At 34.2% G+C, this 23,667-nt stretch carries 24 protein-coding genes and 1 pseudogene; 12 read left to right on the top strand and 13 right to left on the bottom strand.

From position 1 onward, the window contains the following. Positions 1-17: 17 nt before the first annotated feature. From SBL15_RS07390 to SBL15_RS07370, 5 genes are read right to left on the bottom strand one after another with little or no spacing between them, the layout of a single operon-like run. Entirely contained in the window at positions 18-1,040 is a 1,023-nt protein-coding gene (locus tag SBL15_RS07390; RefSeq protein ID WP_107612597.1) for a lipoate--protein ligase, read from the bottom strand. Positions 1,041-1,051: 11 nt separating this feature from the next. Beyond that, entirely contained in the window at positions 1,052-1,966 is a 915-nt protein-coding gene (locus SBL15_RS07385; protein ID WP_107612599.1) for an SIR2 family NAD-dependent protein deacylase, read from the bottom strand. Then, positions 1,950-2,747 (bottom strand): protein-ADP-ribose hydrolase, encoded by a 798-nt coding sequence (locus SBL15_RS07380; RefSeq protein WP_317955607.1) that lies wholly within the window; start codon positions 2,745-2,747, stop codon positions 1,950-1,952. Before SBL15_RS07380 ends, SBL15_RS07385 begins: the two co-directional genes overlap by 17 nt. Then, positions 2,748-3,089, bottom strand: a complete 342-nt coding sequence (locus SBL15_RS07375) for a glycine cleavage system protein H (protein WP_107612603.1) — start codon at positions 3,087-3,089, stop codon at positions 2,748-2,750. Positions 3,090-3,110: 21 nt separating this feature from the next. Next, positions 3,111-4,112: an LLM class flavin-dependent oxidoreductase gene (locus tag SBL15_RS07370; RefSeq protein WP_317955606.1), complete on the bottom strand. Its 1,002-nt coding sequence runs from the start codon at positions 4,110-4,112 to the stop codon at positions 3,111-3,113. A gap of 239 nt (positions 4,113-4,351) precedes the next feature. Between SBL15_RS07370 and SBL15_RS07365 the strand changes: the two genes are divergently transcribed. The 7 genes from SBL15_RS07365 to SBL15_RS07335 all read left to right on the top strand — a co-directional run bounded on the left by SBL15_RS07365 (position 4,352) and on the right by SBL15_RS07335 (position 10,685). Further along, complete coding sequence (locus tag SBL15_RS07365; protein ID WP_317955605.1) at positions 4,352-5,545, top strand: NADH-dependent flavin oxidoreductase; 1,194 nt, start codon at positions 4,352-4,354, stop codon at positions 5,543-5,545. A 133-nt stretch (positions 5,546-5,678) separates the two neighbouring features. Continuing rightward, the gene (locus tag SBL15_RS07360) at positions 5,679-5,957 is read left to right on the top strand and encodes a hypothetical protein (protein WP_107612610.1); all 279 of its coding nucleotides are present in this window, start codon (positions 5,679-5,681) and stop codon (positions 5,955-5,957) included. Beyond that, positions 5,888-6,496, top strand: coding sequence for a GTPase domain-containing protein (locus tag SBL15_RS07355; protein ID WP_317955603.1), 609 nt, complete (start codon positions 5,888-5,890; stop codon positions 6,494-6,496). Before SBL15_RS07360 ends, SBL15_RS07355 begins: the two co-directional genes overlap by 70 nt. A 98-nt stretch (positions 6,497-6,594) precedes the next feature. Next, positions 6,595-7,668, top strand: coding sequence for a hypothetical protein (locus tag SBL15_RS07350; RefSeq protein WP_317955601.1), 1,074 nt, complete (start codon positions 6,595-6,597; stop codon positions 7,666-7,668). Continuing rightward, positions 7,668-9,293 (top strand): LeoA/HP0731 family dynamin-like GTPase, encoded by a 1,626-nt coding sequence (locus SBL15_RS07345; RefSeq protein ID WP_317955599.1) that lies wholly within the window; start codon positions 7,668-7,670, stop codon positions 9,291-9,293. The genes SBL15_RS07350 and SBL15_RS07345 overlap by 1 nt, the downstream gene beginning before the upstream one ends. A 160-nt stretch (positions 9,294-9,453) precedes the next feature. Further along, positions 9,454-10,419: a biotin synthase BioB gene (gene bioB, locus SBL15_RS07340; RefSeq protein WP_317955597.1), complete on the top strand. Its 966-nt coding sequence runs from the start codon at positions 9,454-9,456 to the stop codon at positions 10,417-10,419. A 65-nt stretch (positions 10,420-10,484) separates the two neighbouring features. Next, positions 10,485-10,685, top strand: a complete 201-nt coding sequence (locus SBL15_RS07335) for a hypothetical protein (RefSeq protein ID WP_142399504.1) — start codon at positions 10,485-10,487, stop codon at positions 10,683-10,685. 73 nt (positions 10,686-10,758) lie between these two features. Here the strand turns inward: SBL15_RS07335 and SBL15_RS07330 are convergent, their stop codons facing one another. The 3 genes and pseudogenes from SBL15_RS07330 to SBL15_RS07320 form a co-directional block, all read right to left on the bottom strand. Beyond that, a complete protein-coding gene (locus tag SBL15_RS07330) occupies positions 10,759-11,289 on the bottom strand; it encodes a hypothetical protein (protein ID WP_107613145.1) in 531 nt (176 codons plus the stop codon). Between the two features lie 256 nt (positions 11,290-11,545). Further along, positions 11,546-11,632 (bottom strand): annotated as a pseudogene (locus SBL15_RS07325) (hypothetical protein); the annotation flags it as partial. Positions 11,633-11,826: 194 nt separating this feature from the next. After that, positions 11,827-13,245: an anion permease gene (locus tag SBL15_RS07320; protein WP_107612649.1), complete on the bottom strand. Its 1,419-nt coding sequence runs from the start codon at positions 13,243-13,245 to the stop codon at positions 11,827-11,829. A gap of 191 nt (positions 13,246-13,436) precedes the next feature. Between SBL15_RS07320 and SBL15_RS07315 the strand changes: the two genes are divergently transcribed. Continuing rightward, the gene (locus SBL15_RS07315) at positions 13,437-14,636 is read left to right on the top strand and encodes a DUF819 domain-containing protein (protein ID WP_317955622.1); all 1,200 of its coding nucleotides are present in this window, start codon (positions 13,437-13,439) and stop codon (positions 14,634-14,636) included. 66 nt (positions 14,637-14,702) lie between these two features. On the opposite strand, the gene SBL15_RS07310 is transcribed toward SBL15_RS07315, so the two are convergent. Both SBL15_RS07310 and SBL15_RS07305 read right to left on the bottom strand, forming a co-directional pair. Continuing rightward, a complete protein-coding gene (locus SBL15_RS07310) occupies positions 14,703-15,488 on the bottom strand; it encodes a putative hydro-lyase (protein WP_107612653.1) in 786 nt (261 codons plus the stop codon). Between the two features lie 274 nt (positions 15,489-15,762). Beyond that, complete coding sequence (locus tag SBL15_RS07305; protein ID WP_107612657.1) at positions 15,763-17,373, bottom strand: BCCT family transporter; 1,611 nt, start codon at positions 17,371-17,373, stop codon at positions 15,763-15,765. Between the two features lie 218 nt (positions 17,374-17,591). Between SBL15_RS07305 and nagA the strand changes: the two genes are divergently transcribed. Both nagA and SBL15_RS07295 read left to right on the top strand, forming a co-directional pair. Next, positions 17,592-18,749: an N-acetylglucosamine-6-phosphate deacetylase gene (gene nagA / locus SBL15_RS07300; RefSeq protein WP_107612659.1), complete on the top strand. Its 1,158-nt coding sequence runs from the start codon at positions 17,592-17,594 to the stop codon at positions 18,747-18,749. A 129-nt stretch (positions 18,750-18,878) separates the two neighbouring features. Beyond that, positions 18,879-19,127 (top strand): hypothetical protein, encoded by a 249-nt coding sequence (locus tag SBL15_RS07295; RefSeq protein ID WP_037550762.1) that lies wholly within the window; start codon positions 18,879-18,881, stop codon positions 19,125-19,127. Between the two features lie 69 nt (positions 19,128-19,196). On the opposite strand, the gene nagB is transcribed toward SBL15_RS07295, so the two are convergent. Beyond that, entirely contained in the window at positions 19,197-19,925 is a 729-nt protein-coding gene (gene nagB, locus SBL15_RS07290) for a glucosamine-6-phosphate deaminase (RefSeq protein WP_107612500.1), read from the bottom strand. A 24-nt stretch (positions 19,926-19,949) separates the two neighbouring features. Continuing rightward, positions 19,950-20,621: an N-acetylmannosamine-6-phosphate 2-epimerase gene (locus SBL15_RS07285; RefSeq protein ID WP_107612498.1), complete on the bottom strand. Its 672-nt coding sequence runs from the start codon at positions 20,619-20,621 to the stop codon at positions 19,950-19,952. Between the two features lie 173 nt (positions 20,622-20,794). Between SBL15_RS07285 and SBL15_RS07280 the strand changes: the two genes are divergently transcribed. Then, complete coding sequence (locus SBL15_RS07280; RefSeq protein ID WP_037550756.1) at positions 20,795-21,601, top strand: MurR/RpiR family transcriptional regulator; 807 nt, start codon at positions 20,795-20,797, stop codon at positions 21,599-21,601. Between the two features lie 61 nt (positions 21,602-21,662). On the opposite strand, the gene SBL15_RS07275 is transcribed toward SBL15_RS07280, so the two are convergent. Then, positions 21,663-22,526, bottom strand: coding sequence for an ROK family protein (locus SBL15_RS07275; protein ID WP_107612496.1), 864 nt, complete (start codon positions 22,524-22,526; stop codon positions 21,663-21,665). Between the two features lie 244 nt (positions 22,527-22,770). Between SBL15_RS07275 and SBL15_RS07270 the strand changes: the two genes are divergently transcribed. Continuing rightward, a complete protein-coding gene (locus SBL15_RS07270) occupies positions 22,771-23,652 on the top strand; it encodes an N-acetylneuraminate lyase (RefSeq protein ID WP_107612494.1) in 882 nt (293 codons plus the stop codon). Positions 23,653-23,667: the final 15 nt, after the last annotated feature.

Genomic DNA, 23,667 nt, shown 5'->3' with positions numbered 1-23,667 from the left:
AAATTACCTTATTGTAATTAACTCAATATAAATGACACAAATTCTTCTACGCTAAGATTGCCGAAGTAGAACGTCAAATCAATGTCATTTAAACGTTCAATCAAGTCAGCTTTGACCATACGCGTACCAATTAAATGTTCCTCAACATCGTGAATGTTACCTTGGCCAAAGAAATCGCCATAAATACGACAAGCGGCAATACGGTTATGTTCAATTGATAGGGAAATATCAATTGTGCCACAACTAAAGCGCTCATTTCGATTGTATTCATATCGTGGTGAACGGCCATAGTTCCATTCCCAATTATCATACTTTTCAGCGACTAATTGATCAATGCCAGCCCAATCTTCGTCTGTTAATTCATAGCGTTTGGCATCTTTAATGCCATCTATTCCCATAATTTGCTTAATCATGAGATCTTTGAATTCATGAATGGTGATATCTTGATATTTAGGGTCTAAAGCGTCGCGGATTTGACCGACGCGGGCACGGACTGATTTGATGCCTTTAGATTCAATCTTCTTACGGTTTGGTTTCAATACGTTGACCATGGCGTCGTAATCGACATCTAATAGTAATGAATAACCACCATAAATACGGTTATTCAATAATGTCATCGCAGCACCTGAAATTTTCTTGTCATTTAAAGCGAGATCATTACGACCACTTTGAATGACGTCAGTTGCGCCTAAATTATGCAACGCTTGAATAGCAGGGCGGTAGAAGCGTTGGAAATCACCATAAATGGATGTATCTTGTTCTAAAATACAACATACGTTGACAGCACCATCATCGACGTAAACTGCGCCACCGCCTGTATCGCGACGTACGACTTTAATGTTGTTCTCATCGACGTAGTCTTGATTGATTTCAACCGCTGTATTCTGGAAACGACCGATTTCTACTTTAGGTTGGCAATAATATGGAAGTAATATATCTTCGTCCAGAAAGATATTGTTATTAATATATACTTGCATCGCCAAGTTTACGGCGCCATCATCGATATATTTACCATTACGAATAGGTTCTATTAAATACATGTTTTCGTCTCCTAAGTTGTTAATTGTCTTTGTGCGTTAATGATTAATGATGCTATATCTTCAGTGAGATGAATGGTTCTATCTTGGATTGATTTAGGGATACGATACGCTTTCTTGTTTAACGTCATAAACACGGCATTGGGATTGTGACGCGTCATGCGTTGGAAAGGATGTTTCACAAATTGTGGTGTCGTATAACCAATACCAATTTCAAGATATAACACTTTGCCATTCTTATGAGTATCTAGAAAATGATTGTAGCGATCTAATTGTGCATGGAAATCTGCATCTTCAACCATGCCGACTTGTGCTTTACGTTTGTTAATCTCCATAGGGGCATCACATTTTGGGCAATGTGGAATCAACTCATATGGGATTTTCATGTCTTCTTGCTTGGCTACCATTTCGCGAATGGCATCATCATCACGATAGGTTTGTGCATGACAGTGTTGGCTACATTGCCAAAGAATGTATTCTCCTTGAATATGGAATACTTTATTTAAATCATAATCTGCCACTAAAAAGGCATTATCTGCATTGGTCGTAATAATATGATAATCCTTGTGTTCAAGCATCTTTTTAAGTGCAACGTAAGAAGGGCCGACAGGTTGGTCTAAGTAGTTCAACTTCACGAAACGACTTTCAAATGCCCAATATTCCTGCCAACTATCAAACGGGTGCAAACTCGCTTGCAACATATCGAAGAAATTATATTTCTCGATAAAGTCGGGAAAGTTCTGCGTAAAACGTTCACCAATATAAGTGAAACCGTCTGAAGCAGACATACCAGCGCCTATGCCGACAACAATGGCATCAGCTTCATCAATGGCTTGTGCCAAAATATCCGTTTGAGTGGTGTCTTGTTGTTGCGCCTTATCAAGCGCTATCCAATTCTCGTTATGCGTTGGGTTATCTGTTGTTGTCATTGAAAGCCTCCTTATATAGTTCTAAATCTCTGTCTGTAAATACGTTAAAGAGTACTTTCAACTCTGAGCCAGTTTCATGTAAATATTGACGTGTCGTTTCAATCGCTATACGACTTGCCTCATCTTGTGGGAATCCAAAGACACCTGTTGAAATACAACAGAATGCTAAGTGTCTTAACCCCTTTTCATCGGCAAGCGCTAGACAGCTACGATAACAACGTGCAAGCAAATCTTTATTCATCTGAGATACAGGTTGTTTACGAATTTGCGGGCCAACCGTATGAATGACATATTTGGCTGGTAAATTATAAGCAGAGGTAATCTTTGCTTTACCAACACCTTCTTTACGTCCTTGTTGCTCAATTATATGAGCGCAATCTAGACGTAACTGTACACCAGCCTTGGTATGAATAATGTTATCTATGCAGTCGTGATTCGCTTGCATACATCCTAAGAATCGGCTATTCGCTGCGTTGACTATACCGTCAATTTCAAGTGTTGTAATGTCACCTTGCCATAAATATAATGGTTCATCTGAAACAGGCGTTAAATCATCAATATGTGTAATGTCTTGTTGGTTGTTTAATGTAGATAAATAGGCATCTTGAATATCTAAGTACTCAGAACTAACAGGCATAGGAGGGCGCACATTGGCTAAACCTCGATAAAGTTCCCATTGTTCTATGTCAGTGGGAGGGAAGTCTAAAGGTTTGTCACCATATTGTTCCTTCCACATCGTTTCAATAAGATAAGCTAAGCGTTCTTGTTGGTTCACTGGCATTTAGTCCTTATCTGGATCTGGTAATGCGTCGTATGCTGCTTCATCTACATTTTCTAATTTAACTAACCAATTTTCTTCTGGTTTTTCAGAATTTAAAATCGCTGGTTCATCTTCAGCTTTTGTATTACGTTCGACGATTTTACCAGCAAGTGGAGATTGCACATCTAATACAGTTTTTGATGCTTCGATACTTACAATTTCATCATTGACGTTAACGTCGTCTGGTCCCATAAATTCTACATAGCCTACAGTACCTACGTCATCTTGTAATTCAGGTGTCATACGATAAATATATTGGTTTCCTACCTTTTCAACATATAAATAATTAGCTAATTTAGCCATTTCATATCATCCTTTCTTTATTTATAAATACGCTTGTGCGATGCGTTCAATTGTACGACATCGTTGGTCGATGCCTGGTAATAGCGGTACGACTAAGACTTCATCCGCCTTAAATTCTTGGATCATTGCGTCCAAGCGGGGTTTCACTTGCTCGATTGTGCCAGCTAAGATGCGTGCACGATGCTGAGCGATAACGCGTTTATCACGGTCACTTAAGTTGTATTGTCGTGCTGTTTCGATGGATGGGAAGCGGTCGAACTCGGCAAATTGACGTTTCCCTAATAACCATACGTCAAGAGCGTGTAGTAAGTCTTGCGCTTCTTCTTCAGTGTCCGTTACAATCGCAAACGTTGTTAACATGACTGTGGGTGACATGTTTAACGCAGTTTGTTGAAAATGTTCACGATACGTTTCTACTGACGCTTTAGCTGCATCAATCTTATCTTGGCTAGGTAATAAGAATGTTCCTAAGGTGTAGCCCATGCCTTGTGTAGCAGCTAATTTAGCTGAGCGTTGACTCGCACTTAAGAGCCACATTTCTGGATGACGTGATAGGTGAGGTTGACTAATGATTTGTCCTACACGTTGTTCCTTTGGTGCTCGTGTCAAATAATGACGAATATCCTCAATGCCTTGTGCATAATCAAGGTAGTCACGCTTATCCTCATCCATTGCACGTTTGACCACCGCTGTACCTGGATTATTGCCGATACCCAAGTCAACCCGACCAGGATGGAGTGCCTCTAGAATTTTAAAATTTTCGGCCACTTTAAATGGGCTATAGTGAGGCAACATGACGCCACCAGACCCTAACTTAATGCGCTTCGTTTCCCCTAACAAATGCATCATTAAGAGTTCAGGACTACCACTCGCAAACGCTGGAACATCATGATGTTCTGTTAACCAGAAACGCTTGTAGCCTAAGTCATCAGCGAGTTTCGCAAGTCTTGTGGCGTCTTGTAACGCTTGTGTTGCATCCTTGCCTTCATCAATCATGGCATAATCTAATATATTGAAATCCACTTGGCGCTCATCTCCAAAGTTAATTGTTTAGTCCCTTAATTATAATACCCACCACCATTTTAACGTGTTTAGTGAAATTTTGTAGGAATTTAGTTTATACGTCACACAAATGTTCTAGTGCTTTTCTTCTTTTCCTGAAAAGGGGTGTCCAAACAGTTCACAAACAAGTCGATTGAGTATTGTCATAAAGCATGATACTTTGAAAATAATACAAAAATGAACGAAAGAGGATGTCATAAATGTCGAAATTCGCACCATTGCTAGAACCCATTACATTATCTAATGGCATTACATTAGCCAATCGATTTGTCCTTTCGCCAATGACGACGAACTCATCTACGAAAGAAGGACATATCACAGAAGAAGATTTACGTTATGCGAAACGACGCGCAAGTTCAGCAGGATTGCAAGTAACCGGCGCAGCATATATTGAGCCATATGGACAATTATTTGAATACGGCTTTAATATCTCTGATGATGCTTGTATTCCTGGTCTTAGAAAAGTTGCGCAAGCGATGAAACAAGATGGTAATAAAGCGATTATTCAACTCGCACATGCTGGAAGATTCTCCAATACTGCAATTATGAATTATGGAGAAGTGTATGGCCCCAGTCCAATGACCTTGCATTCACCAATTAAACATAACGTGTTAGAGATGTCAGTTGATAAAATTCATGAAGTTACACAACAATATGCAGATGCGACATCTCGTGCGATCCAAGCGGGCTTTGATGGTGTTGAGATTTCAGTCGCACAACGTTTATTATTACAAACATTCTTCTCAACATTCTCTAATCAACGTCATGACCAGTATGGTGTTGATTCATTAGAGAATCGAGCACGCTTTGGCTTAGAGGTCATGCAAGCAGTACAGAAAGTGATTGATGATGAAGCACCAAGTGATTTCATCTTCGGCTATAGAGCAACACCTGAAGAAACTAGAGGTAGTGACTTAGGCTATACCGTCGATGAATTTAATCAACATATCGATTGGGTTATGGACGTTGCCAATATTCATTATCTAGCTATCGCAAGTTGGGGGCGTAATATTTATCAGAATAAGACACGTACACCTGGCGCACATTATGGACGACGCGTTAATCAAGTCGTATATGAACATTTAAATGGTCGTATACCACTCATTGCAAGCGGCGGTATTAATTCACCTGAGACGGCACTAGATGCTTTAAGTAACGCTGATATGGTTGGCATGTCTTCACCATTTGTCACAGAACCAGATTTCGTGTATAAATTGGCAGAAGGACGTGAAGACGCCATTGACTTACATGTACATCCAGATGAGTTAGATGAGCTGGCTATTCCACATGCTGCCTTTAAAGATATTGTACAAATGATGGATTATGGCGAAGGCCTGCAGAAGAAAACACGTGATGAAATGCGTAAATTAGAGAAAAATTACGATGAAGAATGATTCCGAACCCTGCTAATTAAAATATAAATTAGCAGGGTTCCTTTATTATGATAAAACTTTATATTGTATATTACATATTAATTAAATATAATTTATGTATATATTAATATGAAAGTAATAGGGAGATTACTAAATGGGTAATGTGAATATAGTTTCATTTGGTCAAAATTTAAATAAAATATTCAATGATACTAAAATGTATTTAGAAAATATAAAAAAATTATCAAGTCGTAATATTAAAGATGAGAATATTAAGTCAAACCTAGATAAAATGGGAGAAACAGTAGAAGAAGCGATAGATAAAGTTAACGAACAAATTAGTGATTTAAAAGAAAATTTGGAATGGTCAAAATTGACGATTGGTTTTTTGGTGAAACAAATGCTGGTAAAAGTACTATTGTTGAAACTTTAATTAAAGGTAATGGAAATAGTATAGGTGATGGAACAAAAGACTTTACTAAAGAAACTACAGAAAAAAACTATAATGATTTTAAGATACTAGACCTACCTGGTATGGAAGGTGAAGAAAATACATATGAAGATGAAATTAAAAAAGGATTAAACAAATGTCATATTATATTTTACGTTTCTAGTAGTCAGAAAGAGCCTGAAGAAGGGACTTTAAATAAAATAAAGCGCTTTCTTGATAAGCAAACTAATATTTACTCAATTATGAATGTGAAAAAGTTTTTGAATTCTCGAAATATAAACCAACCATTGATTACTGAAGATATTAAAACAGTTCAATTGAGAACAGAAGAAAAATTTAAGAGAACCTTTGGCTCTCATTATAAGGGTAGCGTAGTTTTAAGTGCTTATATGGCACAAATATCTAGAAATATTATACCTAAAAAGCAAGATGCTAAAAGAAAGAGTAAATCAATAGAATTAATAGGATCTGAAAAAACTTATATGAGTACAGTAATTTTAATCAATTTGTTGATATATTAAATTCAATTAGTGATAAAAAGAAAATAAATAATGAAATAGCTATTAGTAATACGTATAAATATATAGCTTTAAATGAAGATATAGTTAGCAATATATTAGTGAGTAAGAAAGATTTAGACAAACAGTTTAAGAAAATTAATGAAAATTTCGAAGAAACTAAGTTGTCTATAAGTAGTGAAATAGATAACTCAATGAAAAAAATCAAGAAAAATACTAATGTAGAAATTACTAAATTAAAAGCAAAATTATTCAAACTAGTAGAAGATGCTCATATAAACAAGTGGGATCATGACAAATTGAATGATGAAGTGAAAATAATATCTAAAAATTATAAAAAAATGTTACAAAAAATATATGAATCGGAGTTGAGCGAATTAAATACTCGAATTAATGAATACTATACTCAAATGAATGAGCAAATAAAAATTAATAGTAAATTTGGTGATTTTACAGATGGTTTTGTCGATACTGAAGAACTATTAAAAAAGATTTCATTTGACATTAAAGAAATAACTAAGCTGATTTTGAATGTTCTAGGCACAATAGTATCAACATTAAATGCTATACCGCTCATGGTTGTAGGGATAGTTTCAACATTAGGAAGCAAATTATTTAAATGGAGTAAAGTAGATAAGTATAACCGACAAAATACAAACAATAGAAATGCACAGCATAAAATAGATAATAATATCAATGAAGTGTATGAAGATATAAATAGAAAGTTATATGTAAAACAAAAAGAATTGAACCAACAAATTGAAAAACAAAATAAAATACTCGATAAAAATATTAAGAAAATTAGACAATTAAGCTTTAATATGACAAATCAAATTCAATATTTAAATAAATTAAAAGTGAAAATATCACAAAATTTAATTAATCTAATAGAAGAAAAAGAGGTTGAATTTGCATATATAAGTTTTGGTTTAAAAAGCTTATTTGTAATTGGTGATGCATATATTGATAAAAAAATATATAAGCTTAAGTTCATTGAAAGTCATAAAAGTGTAGATGAGTTTTTTACTAAATATAACCGTAATATAAGAAATGAGGTTCTTTATTTAAAATATAATCAAGAATTTCAAAAAAGAGCGATAACAGAATTTATAAATTATATAAGACTAAAATATGATAATGATAAAATTAAAAAGGTTCAAAAGGAGTTCAGATAATGGGTATTAATTCACATTTGAAAAATAAAGAGCAAGCTTTGAATAAAATAAAAGTCTTTAAAGACAAAATAATAAATCCAGTATTAAAAATAGAAGACATAGAGATTGATCAGAACTTTCTAGAAAAAATTGACAACACATATAAACAATTAGATAACGAAAAATTTGTTATTGCAATGTTTGGCTCTTATAGCGATGGCAAATCTAGTATAATTAAAGCAATTACTAATGAAAGTGATATAGCTATTTCACCAGTGCCTACTACTGATAAAGTTGAAGAATATAATTACGAAAATTCATTAGTCATTGTTGATACTCCAGGACTTTTTTCTGAAAATGATATTCATTCAAAAATCACTAAAGATTATATTTCTGAGTCTAATTTAATTATATACGTAATTGATCCTGAGAATCCTATTAAAGATAGTCAAAAAGGGACAGTAGAATGGTTACTTAAAGATTTGAATAAATTAGATTCTACGCTTTTTGTAATAAATAAAATGGACGTTGTGACAGATATTGAAGATGAAGATGACTATGATTATGATGCTAAGATTAAAATTGAAGTAGTTGAAGACACACTCAAACAATTAGGTGTAAAACCTAAAAAAGAAAATATCATTGCTATTTCGGCTGATCCCTATGGATATGATCTAGATTTTTGGGGAAATAAAATAGAAGAATATAATGAAATTTCAAGAATAAATTTATTAATAGAAAAATTAAACTCTTATCTTGAAAAATATAAGGAAGAACTATTATTTGGAAATGTAGATAGTGTAATTCAAGATTGTACAAATCAGTTTAATAAAGTATTTGAAGAGAAAAGAGAGATAAATAATAATCTTATTGAAATTTCAACTTCACAACTTCAAGATGCTGAAAAAAAATTAAACCAATTAATGAAAGATGTTACAGATAGTTATAGAAATATTAAAGAAAGAATGAAAGATTTAAGAGAAGATTACATTAATAAACTAAGTAGAATTAATAATCATAATGAGTATAATACATTTTTCAATGAATATATTGGAGAAGAAAACTATATATTAAATGATAAGATTGATAGTATAATGAAATTTGAAACTGAGAACTCTTTAGAGACACAGAAACGTTTGAGTGATGAGTTAAAAAATCAAGCTCACAAGTACGATGAAGCTAGCGAAAGTGCCGTAAAAAAAATATTAGGACAAACCTCTGGAAAGATTACTAAATCAATTAATATAATTCCACGTGATCAATTAGCAAATGGAATTAAAGTTTTTAGAGATACTACTAGAATACCTATTAAATTTAAGCCTTGGGGTATTCAAAAATTAGCAAAAAAATTAAAATTTGGTGGCGCTGCATTGGGTGCAGGTATTGAAATTTTTAGTACTTATTCAGAGATTAAGAAAAAGAATGAACTAGATAGCAAGTTAGCCAAAAACAAAGAATTTATTTTTCACTTTTTTAAAGAACTAAATGAGAAGATAGATTATGATTCATATATTAATGATTATTTTCCTACAATATTACAAACTCAAAAAAGTATAGAAATAATCAAAGAAAAAATTAAAGAGTTGGAAGAGGTTAATCTTCAAGTTAGTAACCTTCAAGATGAATTAATTAATATATCCAAATAATATATAACAAGCCATGTTGATTTTTCATATAAAATCAATGTGGTTTGTTTAATTTTCGGCTAAATATTTAATTTTTTACGTTGTTAATGTAAACTTATTATTATATAAAGTTTACATTTAGAGTTTAGCGGGATTTTTTAAGGATAAGGGGTTTAACAACATGACATTAAATTTAGCAGAACGTATTTTAAATCAAGATGTTTTAAGTAAAGAAGAGGCATTAGCATTATTTGAAGATGAAACGATTGATACATTTGAATTATTAAATGAAGCATATATCATTCGGAAACACTTTTTCGGGAAAAAAGTGAAACTCAATATGATATTAAATGCGAAAAGTGGAATTTGTTCAGAAGACTGTGGCTATTGCGGTCAATCGGTCAAAATGAAAGAAAAACAACGCTATGCGTTAGTTGAACCTGACAAAATCAAAGCTGGTGCACAGGTAGCGACGGAGAATCATATTGACACATATTGTATTGTCATGAGTGGACGTGGGCCTACAAATAGAGAGGTTGATCATATCTGTGAGACGGTCCATGATATTAAAGCGTTGCATCCACAACTTAAAATTTGCGCATGCTTAGGTTTAACGAATGAGGCACAAGCGGAGAAGTTAAAAGAAGCGGGTGTGGATCGCTATAACCATAATTTAAATACAAGCGAAAGATATCATAGTGAAGTCGTTACGACACATACATATGAAGATCGTGTGCGTACGGTGGAAATTATGAAAGCGAATCATATCTCGCCATGTTCTGGAGTTATTTGTGGCATGGGTGAAACGAACAAGGATATTATCGATATGGCATTTGCGTTGAGAGAAATTGATGCTGATAGTATTCCAATTAATTTCTTACATCCAATTAAAGGGACAAAATTCGGGGGACTCGATTTATTGTCTCCGATGAAATGTTTAAGAATTATAGCGATGTTTCGATTGATTAATCCATCTAAAGAAATTCGTATTGCAGGTGGGCGTGAAGTCCATTTACGTTCATTACAAGCCATCGCATTAAAAGCAGCCAATTCCATCTTTGTAGGTGATTATTTGATTACAGGCGGACAACCAAACGAACTCGACTATCAAATGATTGAAGATTTAGGATTTGAGATTGATGGGTAATTTAGGAAGACTTTGATATTTGATATGATAAAAGAGAATAATATTTGGAAAAGGATGAAAAGAACATGTCATCTAAACAGTCATCATTTGGAGATAAACGTTGGCATAACATTTTACTCATTGTAGTGGGCATATTGGCGTTTTGTATATTTCATTTTGCAATGGGTGTTAATGTAGCATATGCGTTAATGTTTTTATATGCGCCACTTACGATAGGGATTGTCAATTTAAGAAAGATTAGAGGAAAAGACGATAGAAATCACTGAATTATAGACATAAACCACACGCTGTGAATTTAAGGGAAAAGCGTGTGGTTTTTTATGTTAAAACACAAAGTAATTAGTATTCAAAAATTGTATTGAAGATACCTAAAAATAATAATTGATGTTGCGCCATAGTGGGATCTAATAACTCGAAATATACTTGTTTATTTGGTTCTCTTATTAACTTCCAACTTGCTATTGTACTGCCAGTATCTTCATTTACAATTGTACTCCATTCAAAGAAATCATAACGTAACGTATAACAATCATCATTAAAATAAAAATAAGGATAATCTGTTTTCTCGGGAAATAATTTTTGGTGGATGGTTATATCATGCGTTACTCGAGGTTCCGATTCAAAATAATTAACGATATATTTTTTGGTGATAAATGGAAATTTTCTGCGTCCTTTAAATACTAAGCGTTGTTCATTGTTAAAAATACGCCATCTTGCTTTGAAAAAAATACGCATATCCTCAATGAATAAATATTCAAAACCATGTATTTCAAAGCGCTTAATTGTTCCTAACTGTTTGTTAGGATCGTCTACATCAACAATGTTTTTTAATTTTGGTGATAAGACATGCCCGATTTTATGTGTATACATACTACGCACCTACTTTTAAAAAATAAAAGAAGAATCATTTAATTAAAACATAAACAATTTGTATATCACATGCAAGAGGACAAAAGGGAAAAATATTTTATAAGTAGGATATAGGGAACGTGGAATAAGTTTGAGAAGAAAATCATCCAGCTCATAGTTAGTAAGTTCAAAGATATTACAAAGTTGATGGTTTATCTTTTTCATTTTCTACTAGTTTTTTAAATGGATTTGGTTGTGGTGAATTTTCTTCAAGTCAGCTATGAAAAGGCTTAAACTTTGCAGTTGCAAATATGATAACTTCTTCTTCAGTTAAAGTATATGAACTTCTTTCTTCTGGAATCATAGTATCATCTTCATTTGTTATAATATAATGTTTTTTATAAATTATATTACGCATCAAAATATTTAGAAACAGAAAAGATATGTCAGTAAAAGTCTTTATTTGTTCAATAGTATTGACTAAGGCAGAGATAAATATGAAGGAATAAAAACAAAAAAGGAGGGAAACAGAATTCACTGTTCCTCTCCTTAATATAGTTACATCAAACCTATCAATTTCATCCATAAAGAACCTAAACCGAGCCAGATTACAAAGTACACAACGCCTAAGGCTAGGTTCATAAGCCACCAACGTTTCTGACTAACGTAACCAGCTGCATAAAGAATAGGTGCAGGGCCACTACTGTAGTGTGTTGTAGAGGCCATTAAGTTACCAAAGAAACCAAGCATTAATGCACTAAATAATGGTGGTGCACCTGCAGCAACGGCTACACCAAGTAATGCTGCGTACATGGCACTGACATGAGCGGTTGAGCTGGCAAATAAGTAATGTGAATAGAAATAGAAGATTATTAGAATCACAAGGACGATTGGCCAACTTAGACCGCCTAAACTGTTTGCGATAGTATGGCTTAACCATGGAATAAAGCCTAATTGATTCAGTTGATCTGCCATCATCACTAACACTGAGAACCACACTAATGTATTCCAAGCGCCAGTTTCATTTAAAATATCTTTCCAATCTAACACGCCAGTAATAAGTAATAAAGATAATGCGATAAACGCAGTTAATGTAGCGTCTACACCAATAAAGCTACCTACTACCCAAAGTAGTAATGCGATAATAAATACACCAATCATGAATTTTTCGGCTTTAGCAATTGAACCCATATCAGCTAATTCATTTTCGGCCCAGTCTTTCGCATCAGGTGTTTCTTTAACTGTTGGTGGATACATTTTATAAATAATAAATGGTATGACGATAAGTGACACAATACCAGGAACGATGGCTGCTAAGAACCAGTTCATCCAAGTAACGTGAACATGTGCAGTCTTCTCAGCTAAGTTCTGAGCAAGGGGGTTACCGGCCATTGCAGTTAAGAACATCGCGGCAGTAATAAGGTTGCCGTGAAATTCAGTAAAGATTAAAAATGACCCCACCTTACGCTCGGTGCCTTGTTTCGGATCAGAATCAAATGATTTAGAGAGCGACTGAATGATTGGAAACATAATCCCACCTGCGCGAGCAGTATTACTAGGTGTTGCTGGTGCTAAAATCAAATCCACACCGACAAGTGAGTATGCTAGACCGAGTGTCTTCTTCCCAAATAATCTTACGAACTGAAGTGCGATACGACGGCCGAGTCCAGTTTTAACGAATCCTCTAGAGATAAAGAATGCCATTGCAATCAACCAAATACTTGGATTACCGAAACCTTGAACGGCAGTCTTTGTATCGATAACACCAACTAAAACGGTTAGCGTGAAACCTATGATCGATACGGCACCAATAGGCATAGGTTGTGTGATACAGCCGATAATGGTACCTACGAATATAGCAAACATTAGCCATGCATCCAGACTTAATGATTCAGGTCTGAAAGGCGCAATCACAGCTATAAGTATGCCTATGACTAGAGGTAATATAAATTTTTTATATTTAACAGAGTTATTCATCTAGAAACCTTCTTTCCAAATTTCGAACATTTTCATACATAGAATAGTCCTATTTTTAAGCAATGTACAGAGCATTTTTACATTTTATTGAGAATTATTATCAGTAGATTATAACGTTATAAAAACGACATAGACTATCGAAATTAAATTATGAATAGTATAAAATGTTACTCAAGAAAGGGGATGGGATGATGTTTACAATAGGGACATTAATCGCAAAAGATGATACGTGGATATTATGGGCCATAATTATAGTTTGGGCGACAGTCAGTATCTTCTTGGAACAGAAATATCAATGGGCAAGTACCATTTCAGGTGCCATCATTGCATTAGTAGGAGCTATGTTATTATCCAATTTTAAGATTATCCCGACTGAATCGCCGGTTTATGATACAGTGTGGGATTACGCGGTACCAATATCAATTCCTTTATTATTGTTCAGTTCTAATATTTTAAAAATTTGGAAGGAAAGTCGTCGATTATTATATATCTTCTTAATTGCATCAGTTGGAACATTGATGGGGACAACGGTAGGATTTATTTTACTTCATCAGTGGATTCCATATTTATCAAAAATTGGTGCGATGATGACAGGAAGTTATATAGGAGGTGGCGTGAACTTTGCAGCTTTAAGCACGAAGTTTAAAACACCGAGTGACATGATATCATCAACTGTCGTTGCAGATAATAGTGTTATGGCATTGTACTTTATGTTGTTGATTGCAATACCGTCTTTACCTATTATAAAAAGGTGGTTTAAGACAGATTATCAAACTGAGTCAACACCAGAAACGCAACAATCTTATTGGCAACCGAAGCAAATTCAATTATTAGATATTGCACTTTCAATAGCGATTGCAGTGGCATTAGTAGCAATCAGTTTTAAATTATCTGAAGTCATTCAACATGTGATACCGCAGTCTAATGTCCTACTTACGATACTGGTTTCTTTCTTTGGCGATCAATACTTGTTACTTACAACACTTACATTATTGGCAGTGGCTATTTGGGGAGATTTCTTTGATAAATTAGCCGGTTCTTCAGAAATTGGAACATTTATTATTTACATATTCTTTGTAGTGATAGGAACACCTGCTTCATTTATGACGATTATAAAAACAGCACCACTATTATTTGTCTTTGTGATGATTATTTTAATTTTCAATCTAGGTTTAAGTTTAATACTAGGAAAGTTATTTAACTTTAAGATTGAAGAAATACAGTTGGCAAGTAATGCTACTGCTGGTGGTCCTACAACGGCAGCAGCTTTAGCTATCAGTAAAGGATGGCAAGGTCTTGTTGGACCGATACTAATTATAGGTACATTGGGTTATGTCATAGGGAACTATGCGGGCACACTTATTTATCAACTTTTAATACACATTGGATAATATAAATACACAAAGGGAGATATCTCAGCATAATTTTTAGCTGCGTATCTCCCTTTTTCAAAAAAATTAATCATTTAATTCGCTATCTTTAATATCTGTAATAAACATGTGTCCGGGTGAGTGTGTAATCATTAACTCAGGTTTGGCATCAAGTGCAACAGATTGTGGTGTCACGCCACATCCCCAAAAGACAGGTACTTCGTTAGGTTTGATTGTGACAGCTTCTCCATAATCAGGCTTATCGATATCAGTGATTCCTAGTTCTTCTGGTGTGCCAATATGGATTGGCGTGCCATGAACATTCTTAAAATGTGATGTGATTTCTGTTGCCTTAATCGCTTGAGACATAGTCATAGGACGCATACTAACTGTGATATTACCTTTAAAGTATCCGCTTGAATGTGCTGGTATATTTGTACGATACATCGGTACATTATGACCCTCTTCAATATGACGTACAGGTAAGCCAGCTTCCAACATGGCATGCTCAAAAGTGAAACTACAACCAATTAGAAAGCTAACCATATCTTCTGTATAAAGATCAGTGATATCATCAACTTCTTTAATCAATTGGCCATGTTCATAAATACGATACTTCGGAACTTCAGTGCGTATATCTGCATTAGGTCCATAATATGGAAAAGAATGTGCGCCAATTTCTGATACATCTAAGAGTGGGCAAGTCTTTGGATTTCTAAAACAAAACTTTAAGAAATCATAAGCATATTTCGATGGCAATATAACCACATTAGCTTGTATGTAACCCTCTGCCATACCGCTTGTGTGACCGACAAGTTCTCCATCTCGAATTAATTGACGTAATACTTCAGGTGATGCCTGTTTGTAATTCATTATAAATCCCCCTTGTTTCCCCTTAATGATAGAAAGTGCTTATTACTACATTATTTTAAAATTACACATATGACAAGAGCGGTATATGCGCTATTTATTAAAAAGCTTGTATGCTAAAGTGATCGAACTATTCACAAATATTGGTAATAAACAATATAAACTTACAATAACCCAATTATCATCTACGCGATAAATGACAAAATATAGTATGAATAAAATTATACTTATGATTAGTCCAATTAAAGGCAGTAAATTAAAGTACAGCTCCATATTGTTATTCTTCTTCATTGTTTTGTTCCTTTTCATTAGATTTATTATGATCTTCTCGTTGTTCTAATGGAATAGAATAATCTTTGTCATCATCAATATAAGACATTTGGAAGTGCTTCGTATGTTCTCTGCGAAGCGCCCGCATTATTGAGAGTGTCATTAGTAATAGAATGATAGAGAATGGTAATCCTGTTACAACAGATGCAGTTTGTAAACTCGTCAAACCACCTGCAATCGTCATTGCAACTGAAATGGCACCGATGAGCAATCCCCAAATCACTTTATGTTTCACCTTTGGATTCTCACTGCCTCCTGTTGCCATGCCAGCAACAATATGTGTTGTTGAGTCTGCACTTGTCACTATGAGTAAGAATATTAAGACGACTGCTAATATGCTCGTAATATCAGCTAATGGAAATTTTGATAGCAATTCAAATAAAGCCACTGTGTAATCTTTATCTACTAATTTAGCGATGTTATCGCCACCCATAGCAACTTTAACGGCCATACCACCAAAACCTGCAATCCATACGAATGAAATGAGTGGAGGTACGATTAAAACACACATGATAAATTCACGAATTGTACGTCCACGAGATACACGAGCGACGAAACCTCCTATGAATGGTGACCATGAGATTACCCATGCCCAGTAAAAGACAGTCCACTGTTGTATCCAAGCATTATTGCCAGAATATGGATTGATACGTAAGCTGTATTCAACAAAGTGTCTAATATAGTCTCCAATTGCTAGAGTATAAGATTCAAAGATGAATTTTAAGTCTCCAAAGATAAGCATGAATAGTAGTAAAACAGCGCCTAAAATAATATTGATGTTACTTAGCCATTTAACACCTCGATTTAATCCAGTTATCGCAGAACCTAAGAAAATACAAACCATGAGTACCGTAATTGCAATTTTTGTAACGTTATTATTTGGTACATGGAAGACATGATTCAATCCACCACTAATTTGCATGATACCAAGACCTATAGAAGTGGCAATCCCCATAACTGTAGCTATAATTGCTAAAATATCAATCACATTTCGAAATGGACGTTTGTAAGCTTGACCAAAGACAGGTTCCATTGCTGTAGAAATTAAACCATCTCGCTTCTTTCTAAATTGAAAATATGCCACGATAAGTCCAGCCATGGCGAAGATAGACCATTGTGAAATACCCCAATGGAAGAAGGTATAGCCCATAGCTACACGTGCTGACTCTGCTGATTGATTCGGAACATCTTTTGGAAACGGTGAATGAAGATAATGTGTGAGTGGTTCAGCAACACCCCAGAATACAATACCGACACCAAGCCCCGCCGAAAATAGCATACCTAACCATGATAAAAATGAAAATTCAGGTTCTTTATCATCACTGCCTAATTTAAAGCGACCGTAACGAGAAATTGCTAACGAGATTAAAAAGATATCTAAAATAAATATAATAAGTAAGAACAGCCAACCAAATGAATTAGAAATAAAATTATAAATATGCTGTGCATAGGCGCCAAATGCTTTAGGAAAGAATCCGGCCATAGCAGTAATAAGTACAATGATGGCTACGGATATCACATATACTAAATAATTATTTTTCTTTCGCTTGTCATTCATTGTTCAATTAAGTCATCCTTTATATTTTATTTAATTTGAGTATACCTATAATATAAAATATTTTCAAAATTCAATTTATTTGAAATATCATGATTTCTAAGTAATAGTGTTCTGTTTTGAAAACTTTTTCCAAAAGAGAAATTTGGCTAAATATGGCCTAATGAAATGCTATAATTGAGATGAAAATTTGAAGAATTAAATAGAAAAGAAGGTATATCATGTCAACAAACTATGTCATTACAAATGGTAAAATTTATACGGAAAAGCAAGTTATTGAAAATGGATACCTTGTAGTAGAAGATGGCAAAATAAGTGATATTCAACAAGGTACGTATACTGGAGAATTAGAACAAATTGACGTGAAAGGTCAAAATGTATTACCAGGTTTCATAGATATTCACATTCATGGTGGTTATGGCGAGGATGCAATGGATGCTTCTTATGAAGGATTGAAACATTTGGCTGAACAGTTATTATCAGAGGGAACGACAACATTCTTAGCAACGACGATGACACAATCTGATGCTAATATTGAAAAGGCATTGAAAAATATTGTGACATATCAAGCTGATCAACAACGAGGAGAAGCGGCTGAAGTAGGTGGTGTTCATTTAGAAGGTCCATTTATTTCAGAGCATAAAGTTGGCGCGCAAAATCCTAAATATGTGCAACGTCCGTCAGCGTCTAAGATTCAACATTTCCAAGAAGTTGCGAATCAGCAAATCAAAATTATTACCTTTGCGCCTGAAGTTGAAGGTGCGCATGATACACTCAATCAATTACATGAAGATATTATTTTTTCAATGGGGCATACTGTGGCAACGTTTGATGAAGCGAATGAAGCGGTCGACCACGGTGCTAAACATGTAACACATCTATATAATGCTGCTACACCATTTGAACATCGCGATCCAGGTGTCTTTGGTGCGGCATGGACGAATGAACAATTAAATACGGAAATTATAGTTGATGGTATTCATTCGCATCCTGCTTCTGTACATATTGCTTATAAGCAAAAGGGAAATGAACATATGTATCTCATCACAGATGCAATGCGTGCGAAAGGGATGGAAGACGGTGAATATGATTTAGGCGGACAGAATGTCATCGTTAAAGGAAAAGAGGCTCGCTTAGCAAGTGGCGCTTTAGCAGGTAGCATCTTGAAAATGAATGACGGTTTGTATAATTTAATTGAATATACACATGATTCATTAGAGAATTTATGGCGAGTAACGAGTTTGAATCAAGCCATTGCATTGAAAATTGATGACCATAAAGGTAGTTTAGCAATTGGTAAAGATGCTGATATCGTTGTCGTAGATGATACGATTCGTATTGATAAAACAATTAAATCAGGAGTTGTACATCAATATTAAAAAATTGGTTGATGTAGTTATTATAAATTCTCTCTAACCTCTATTCGCGTTTAAAGATATACATTCTAGTGTATATATGTAGTAAATGTTTGATACGAAACTCGAGCGACGGAAGAGAGGTGTCCATTCATGAATAATGATTTCAGATTCCCTAACGCTAAGCATTTCTTTAGTTGGTTAGCGTGGTTATCTATTATTGCTTTAATCGCATTAATCCTACTTAATTTAATCGTTTATAGCACATTCAAAAGTTTTAATAATTTTACTTTAGCATTTGAATTTCACCAAACAGAATTAATATTCTTAATTACTTTCTCAGTAATTGCGGTTATTAGTATTATTATGTATTTAATTTTAAAACTATTTAAACATTCATAATATGAAAAAAACAGAAAGCGGATTGGTCATCAATCCACTTTCTGTTTTTTATTTTATTTGGGTAGTGAACTATAAATGTTTGAAAATAGTGTCATCAACGATGATTTCTACATTAGGATGTTGATGCAAGATAGATGCAGGTAATGACTCAGTTGTTTCATCATTCAAGAGTTGATGAATTGCATCACGTTTACGTTCTCCAAATGCTAATAAGATGATTCGTTTCGCACGCATAATAGAATTCAATCCCATAGAAACAGCTTGTTTAGGCACATCATCAATATGATCAAAATGAACACTGTTAGCATTAATCGTTGATTCAGTTAAATCAACCACACGCGTTTCACTTTCAAAAGATGTGCCAGGCTCATTGAAGCCGATATGTCCATTTTCACCAATACCCAATAATTGAATGTCGGGTTGACCAATTTGTTTCAATTGATCCTCATAACGACGTGTCTCACGCTTTAAATCATCAACATGGCCTTGAGGAATATGAATGTTATCGGCATTCCAACTAGTATTGTGATCAAATAATAATTGATGCATATACGTATGATAACTTTGAGCATGTTCAGGTGCTAATCCTACATATTCATCTAAATTGAATGTTTGAACTTTTGCTAAATTTACTTGATTAGCCAATGCTAATTCTGAGAAGCGTGGGTAAACATCTGTCATCGTGCCACCAGTAGCAAGCCCTAATATAGCATCAGGCTTATCTTTAATTAACTTCAATAGTTCAATTGCAACATAATCACTCGCTAATTTTTTATCTACTAAGTTCGTTATCTTCATGATTTACGCCTCCAAATTAAGTAATTATTTTTGTTGGACAGCTTCTATAAAACGTTCAGTGATTTGTTTAGGACGTGTAATTGCGCCACCGACAACCGTACAATGTACGCCTAAGTCGCTTACCTTTTTATACATTTCAGGTGTAATGACATTACCTTCTGCGATAACTTTCGCGTTGACCTTTTCTAATACTTCTTTTAAAAATTCAAAATCATTTTCAAAGAGAATGTGTCCCTTTGTATAAGACGTATACCCACGTAATGTTGTGCCAATGTAATCAAAGTTTAAATGATCTGCATTGATGGCTTCTTCAACAGTTGAAATATCCGCCATGATTTCAACATGGGGTGCTTTCTCTCGAATGTAATGAACTAATTCTTCAAGGGACTCCTTAGGACGTGTTTGCGTTGTCGCGTCTAAAGCAATCACTTCACATCCACTATCTATTAGTTCATCCACCTCTTTAGAAGTTGCTGTAATAAATACATTAGAACCTTCATAATCTCGTTTTACAATTCCGATAACCGGTAGTGATACTTCTTCTCGAATCGCTAAAATATCTTCTTTAGTATTCGCACGTATACCAACCGCTCCACCTTGATAAGCTGCTAGAGCCATCTTTGACATAATAAATGATGAGTGTAATGGTTCGTCAGGTAACGCCTGACATGACACGATTAATCCATTTGGTAACATTTTTAAACACGCTCCGTCTTTTTCAAAATTGTAAATAGAAATAGTATTTGTAATTGTTTCGTTTATTCATTCATATCATAACATTAAGAAAAAATTTATCAATTTATAATTGAGAATTGAAAAATATTTTCAAATATAATACAGTTTAACTAACTTATTTACGAGGTGCTGTCATGAAATTTGAAAATCGTATTCAACGAAGTCGACATTTATTAACGAAAATGGATAAAAAAATTATTGAATATATACAAACACATGAACTTGATGAAAATTTCTCTACAATTAATTCCCTAGCATATGCTATTGGGACATCACCAGCTACCATTACAAGATTTAGTGGCAAATTAAATTATGCCAACTTTCAAGATATGAAGTTTAATTTGCAACACGAAAAATCAGAAAAGGTAGTAGAAAATGCACCGCTTGTTCAGCTCATTCATCGTTATCATCAAAACATTATCCAACAAACGGGTGAATTTATTTCCGAGGAAAAGATTAAGCGTCTAGCACACAATTTAAAAACGTGTAGACAAGTCAATTTCGCAGGATTAGGAAGTTCGGGATTAACGGCAAGTGAATTTTACTATCGCACAATGCGTATGGGTATCAAAGGTTCTGTATCAACAGATGCGCACCAAATGAAGATATCAGCGTCGCTACTTTCATCACGAGATATGTTTGTCGCTATTTCAAATAGTGGAGAAACGTTAGAATTAATTGAAGCTGCGAAGATTGCTCGCAATCAAGGGGCGTATGTCGTAGTCATAACAAATTTCGAAGGTAGTGCGCTTACTAAGAATGCAGATTTAGTATTAATCACGACGGCTCAATCAAGTAACAATGATTCAAAATTCATCAACTCACAGATCGCAACACTATTTTTATTAGATATCGTGAGTTATTTATTACTGAATGACACACATATGCACCAAGTGTATCAACAAACACGAGACGTCATTTTAGGAAATGAGAAAGAATGAGTGAGGAGAGGGACAGAATTCGTTATGAATTCAGTGTCCCACTTCTATTTAGATCCAGCTGTTATTTAGTGAGTGCGCCGAATAAAGCAGCATGATTCTCTGTTTGAGTTGTTTGTATCTTAGCAATACCATAATCAGAAGGTAAATAATGATGAATTTTAGGTTCTATATATTTGAGAAGTGTTTCTCCTTGAGATGAAATACCGCCTCCGATAAGTATCAAGCTTGGATCATAAATAATTTGAATTTGAGCAATACCTTCTGCAACATAATTACTCCATTCATTGAGAATATTAAGTGCTTCTTCATTACCATCTTCTGCTAGATCAAATAATCTAGGTACATCCGTACCATGTTCAAATTGATGTTTAGTCATTAAATCTTTAAGAGCTGATGTTGAGGCACGTTGCTCAAATGTTTTACCATCTTCTTCACGATAAAGTAAGTAACCAATTTCATTGGCACGGTGACGAGAACCTTGATAAATGCCAGAAGCTTCACTGTAAAATGCGCCCCCAATACCTGTCCCCAAAGTTAAACAAAATATATTATCTTCTTCATAATGATGGAGTTTAAGTTCCCCTAACAATGCCGCATCCACATCATTATAAACAGCAATATCAGACGATAAATCTTTGAAGACTTCGAAGAATTGTGTACCGTCATAATTAGGAATGGTTGGCCCCGTATAAATAATTTGACCTAAATCTGAATCGACGACACCAGCACTTGAAATACCAATAAATGGATTTTTAAGTTGATATTGTTTCATAAATGCTGCTACTAATTGATATGTTTCATCTACAATACGCACATTAATATTATCTGGCGTTTTAATCTTTTTATAATCAATCATTTCTAAGTCATCATTAATGACTGCCACTTTAATATTTGTTCCACCTATATCTACAGCTATTTTATACATTGAGGTACCTCCTTAGTCGTCTTTATTATAACGACACTTCAAATTAAAGTAATCGTCATTATTCTTTTTTGAAAAATATTTTCATCAAATTCGCAATATTTTGTTAAATTTTTTTCAAAAGTAGTTGTTTAAGAAAATGATAGCGTTTACAATTTGAGGTGTAAATAGAAATTTATTGTAATTGAATTTATCTCAATGTTTATAAAAATGAATTTGAATAAAAATTGATTTGGAGGAACGTGACATGGAAGATAAATTAAAAGGATTATACGCCGCATTACTTGTACCTTTTGATGAACATGGACAAGTAAAAGAAGAGGGATTAAAGCAAATTACTAAAAATGCGATTGAGACTGAAAAACTTGATGGTCTATATGTGAATGGTAGTTCTGGGGAGAACTTCCTAATTAGTAAAGAACAAAAGAAACAAATTTTTAGAGTAGTGAAAGAAACTGTTGGAGACGATGTGAACTTAATTGCGCAAATTGGATCATTAGATTTAAATGAAGCGATTGAACTTGGGAAATACGCAACAGAACTAGGTTATGATGCGCTATCAGCAGTGACACCATTCTATTATCCATTCTCTTTTGAAGAAATTAAGCAATATTATTTCGACATTATCGAAGCAACACAAAACAATATGATTATTTATGCGATTCCTGACTTAACAGGTGTCAATATTAGCATCGAACAATTTGGCGAGTTATTTAATCATGAAAAAGTTGTAGGCGTGAAATACACTGCACCGAACTTCTTCTTATTAGAACGTATCCGTAAGGCATTTCCTAATAAACTCATATTATCTGGATTTGATGAAATGTTAGTGCAAGCGACAATATCAGGTGTCGATGGGGCAATTGGTTCAACATACAATGTGAATGGTCGCCGTGCACGACAAATATTTGATTTAGCACGAGAAGGCAAAATTGCTGAAGCATATCAAATACAACATGATACAAATGACATCATCGAAACGGTATTAAGTATGGGCATTTACCCAACATTAAAAGAAATATTGAAAACGCGTGGTATCGATGGCGGATTGCCTAAACGTCCATTCCGACCATTTGATGAAAGACATCGCGACGCATTGGACACATTAATTAAGAAATACGATTTATAAACAAACTAAGAATAT

The sequence above is a fragment of the Staphylococcus sp. NWU MKU2 genome (assembly GCF_033283605.1).
In the GTDB taxonomy this organism is placed as follows: Bacteria; Bacillota; Bacilli; order Staphylococcales; family Staphylococcaceae; genus Staphylococcus; species Staphylococcus haemolyticus.
This window is presented reverse-complemented; position numbering and strand designations above follow the sequence as displayed.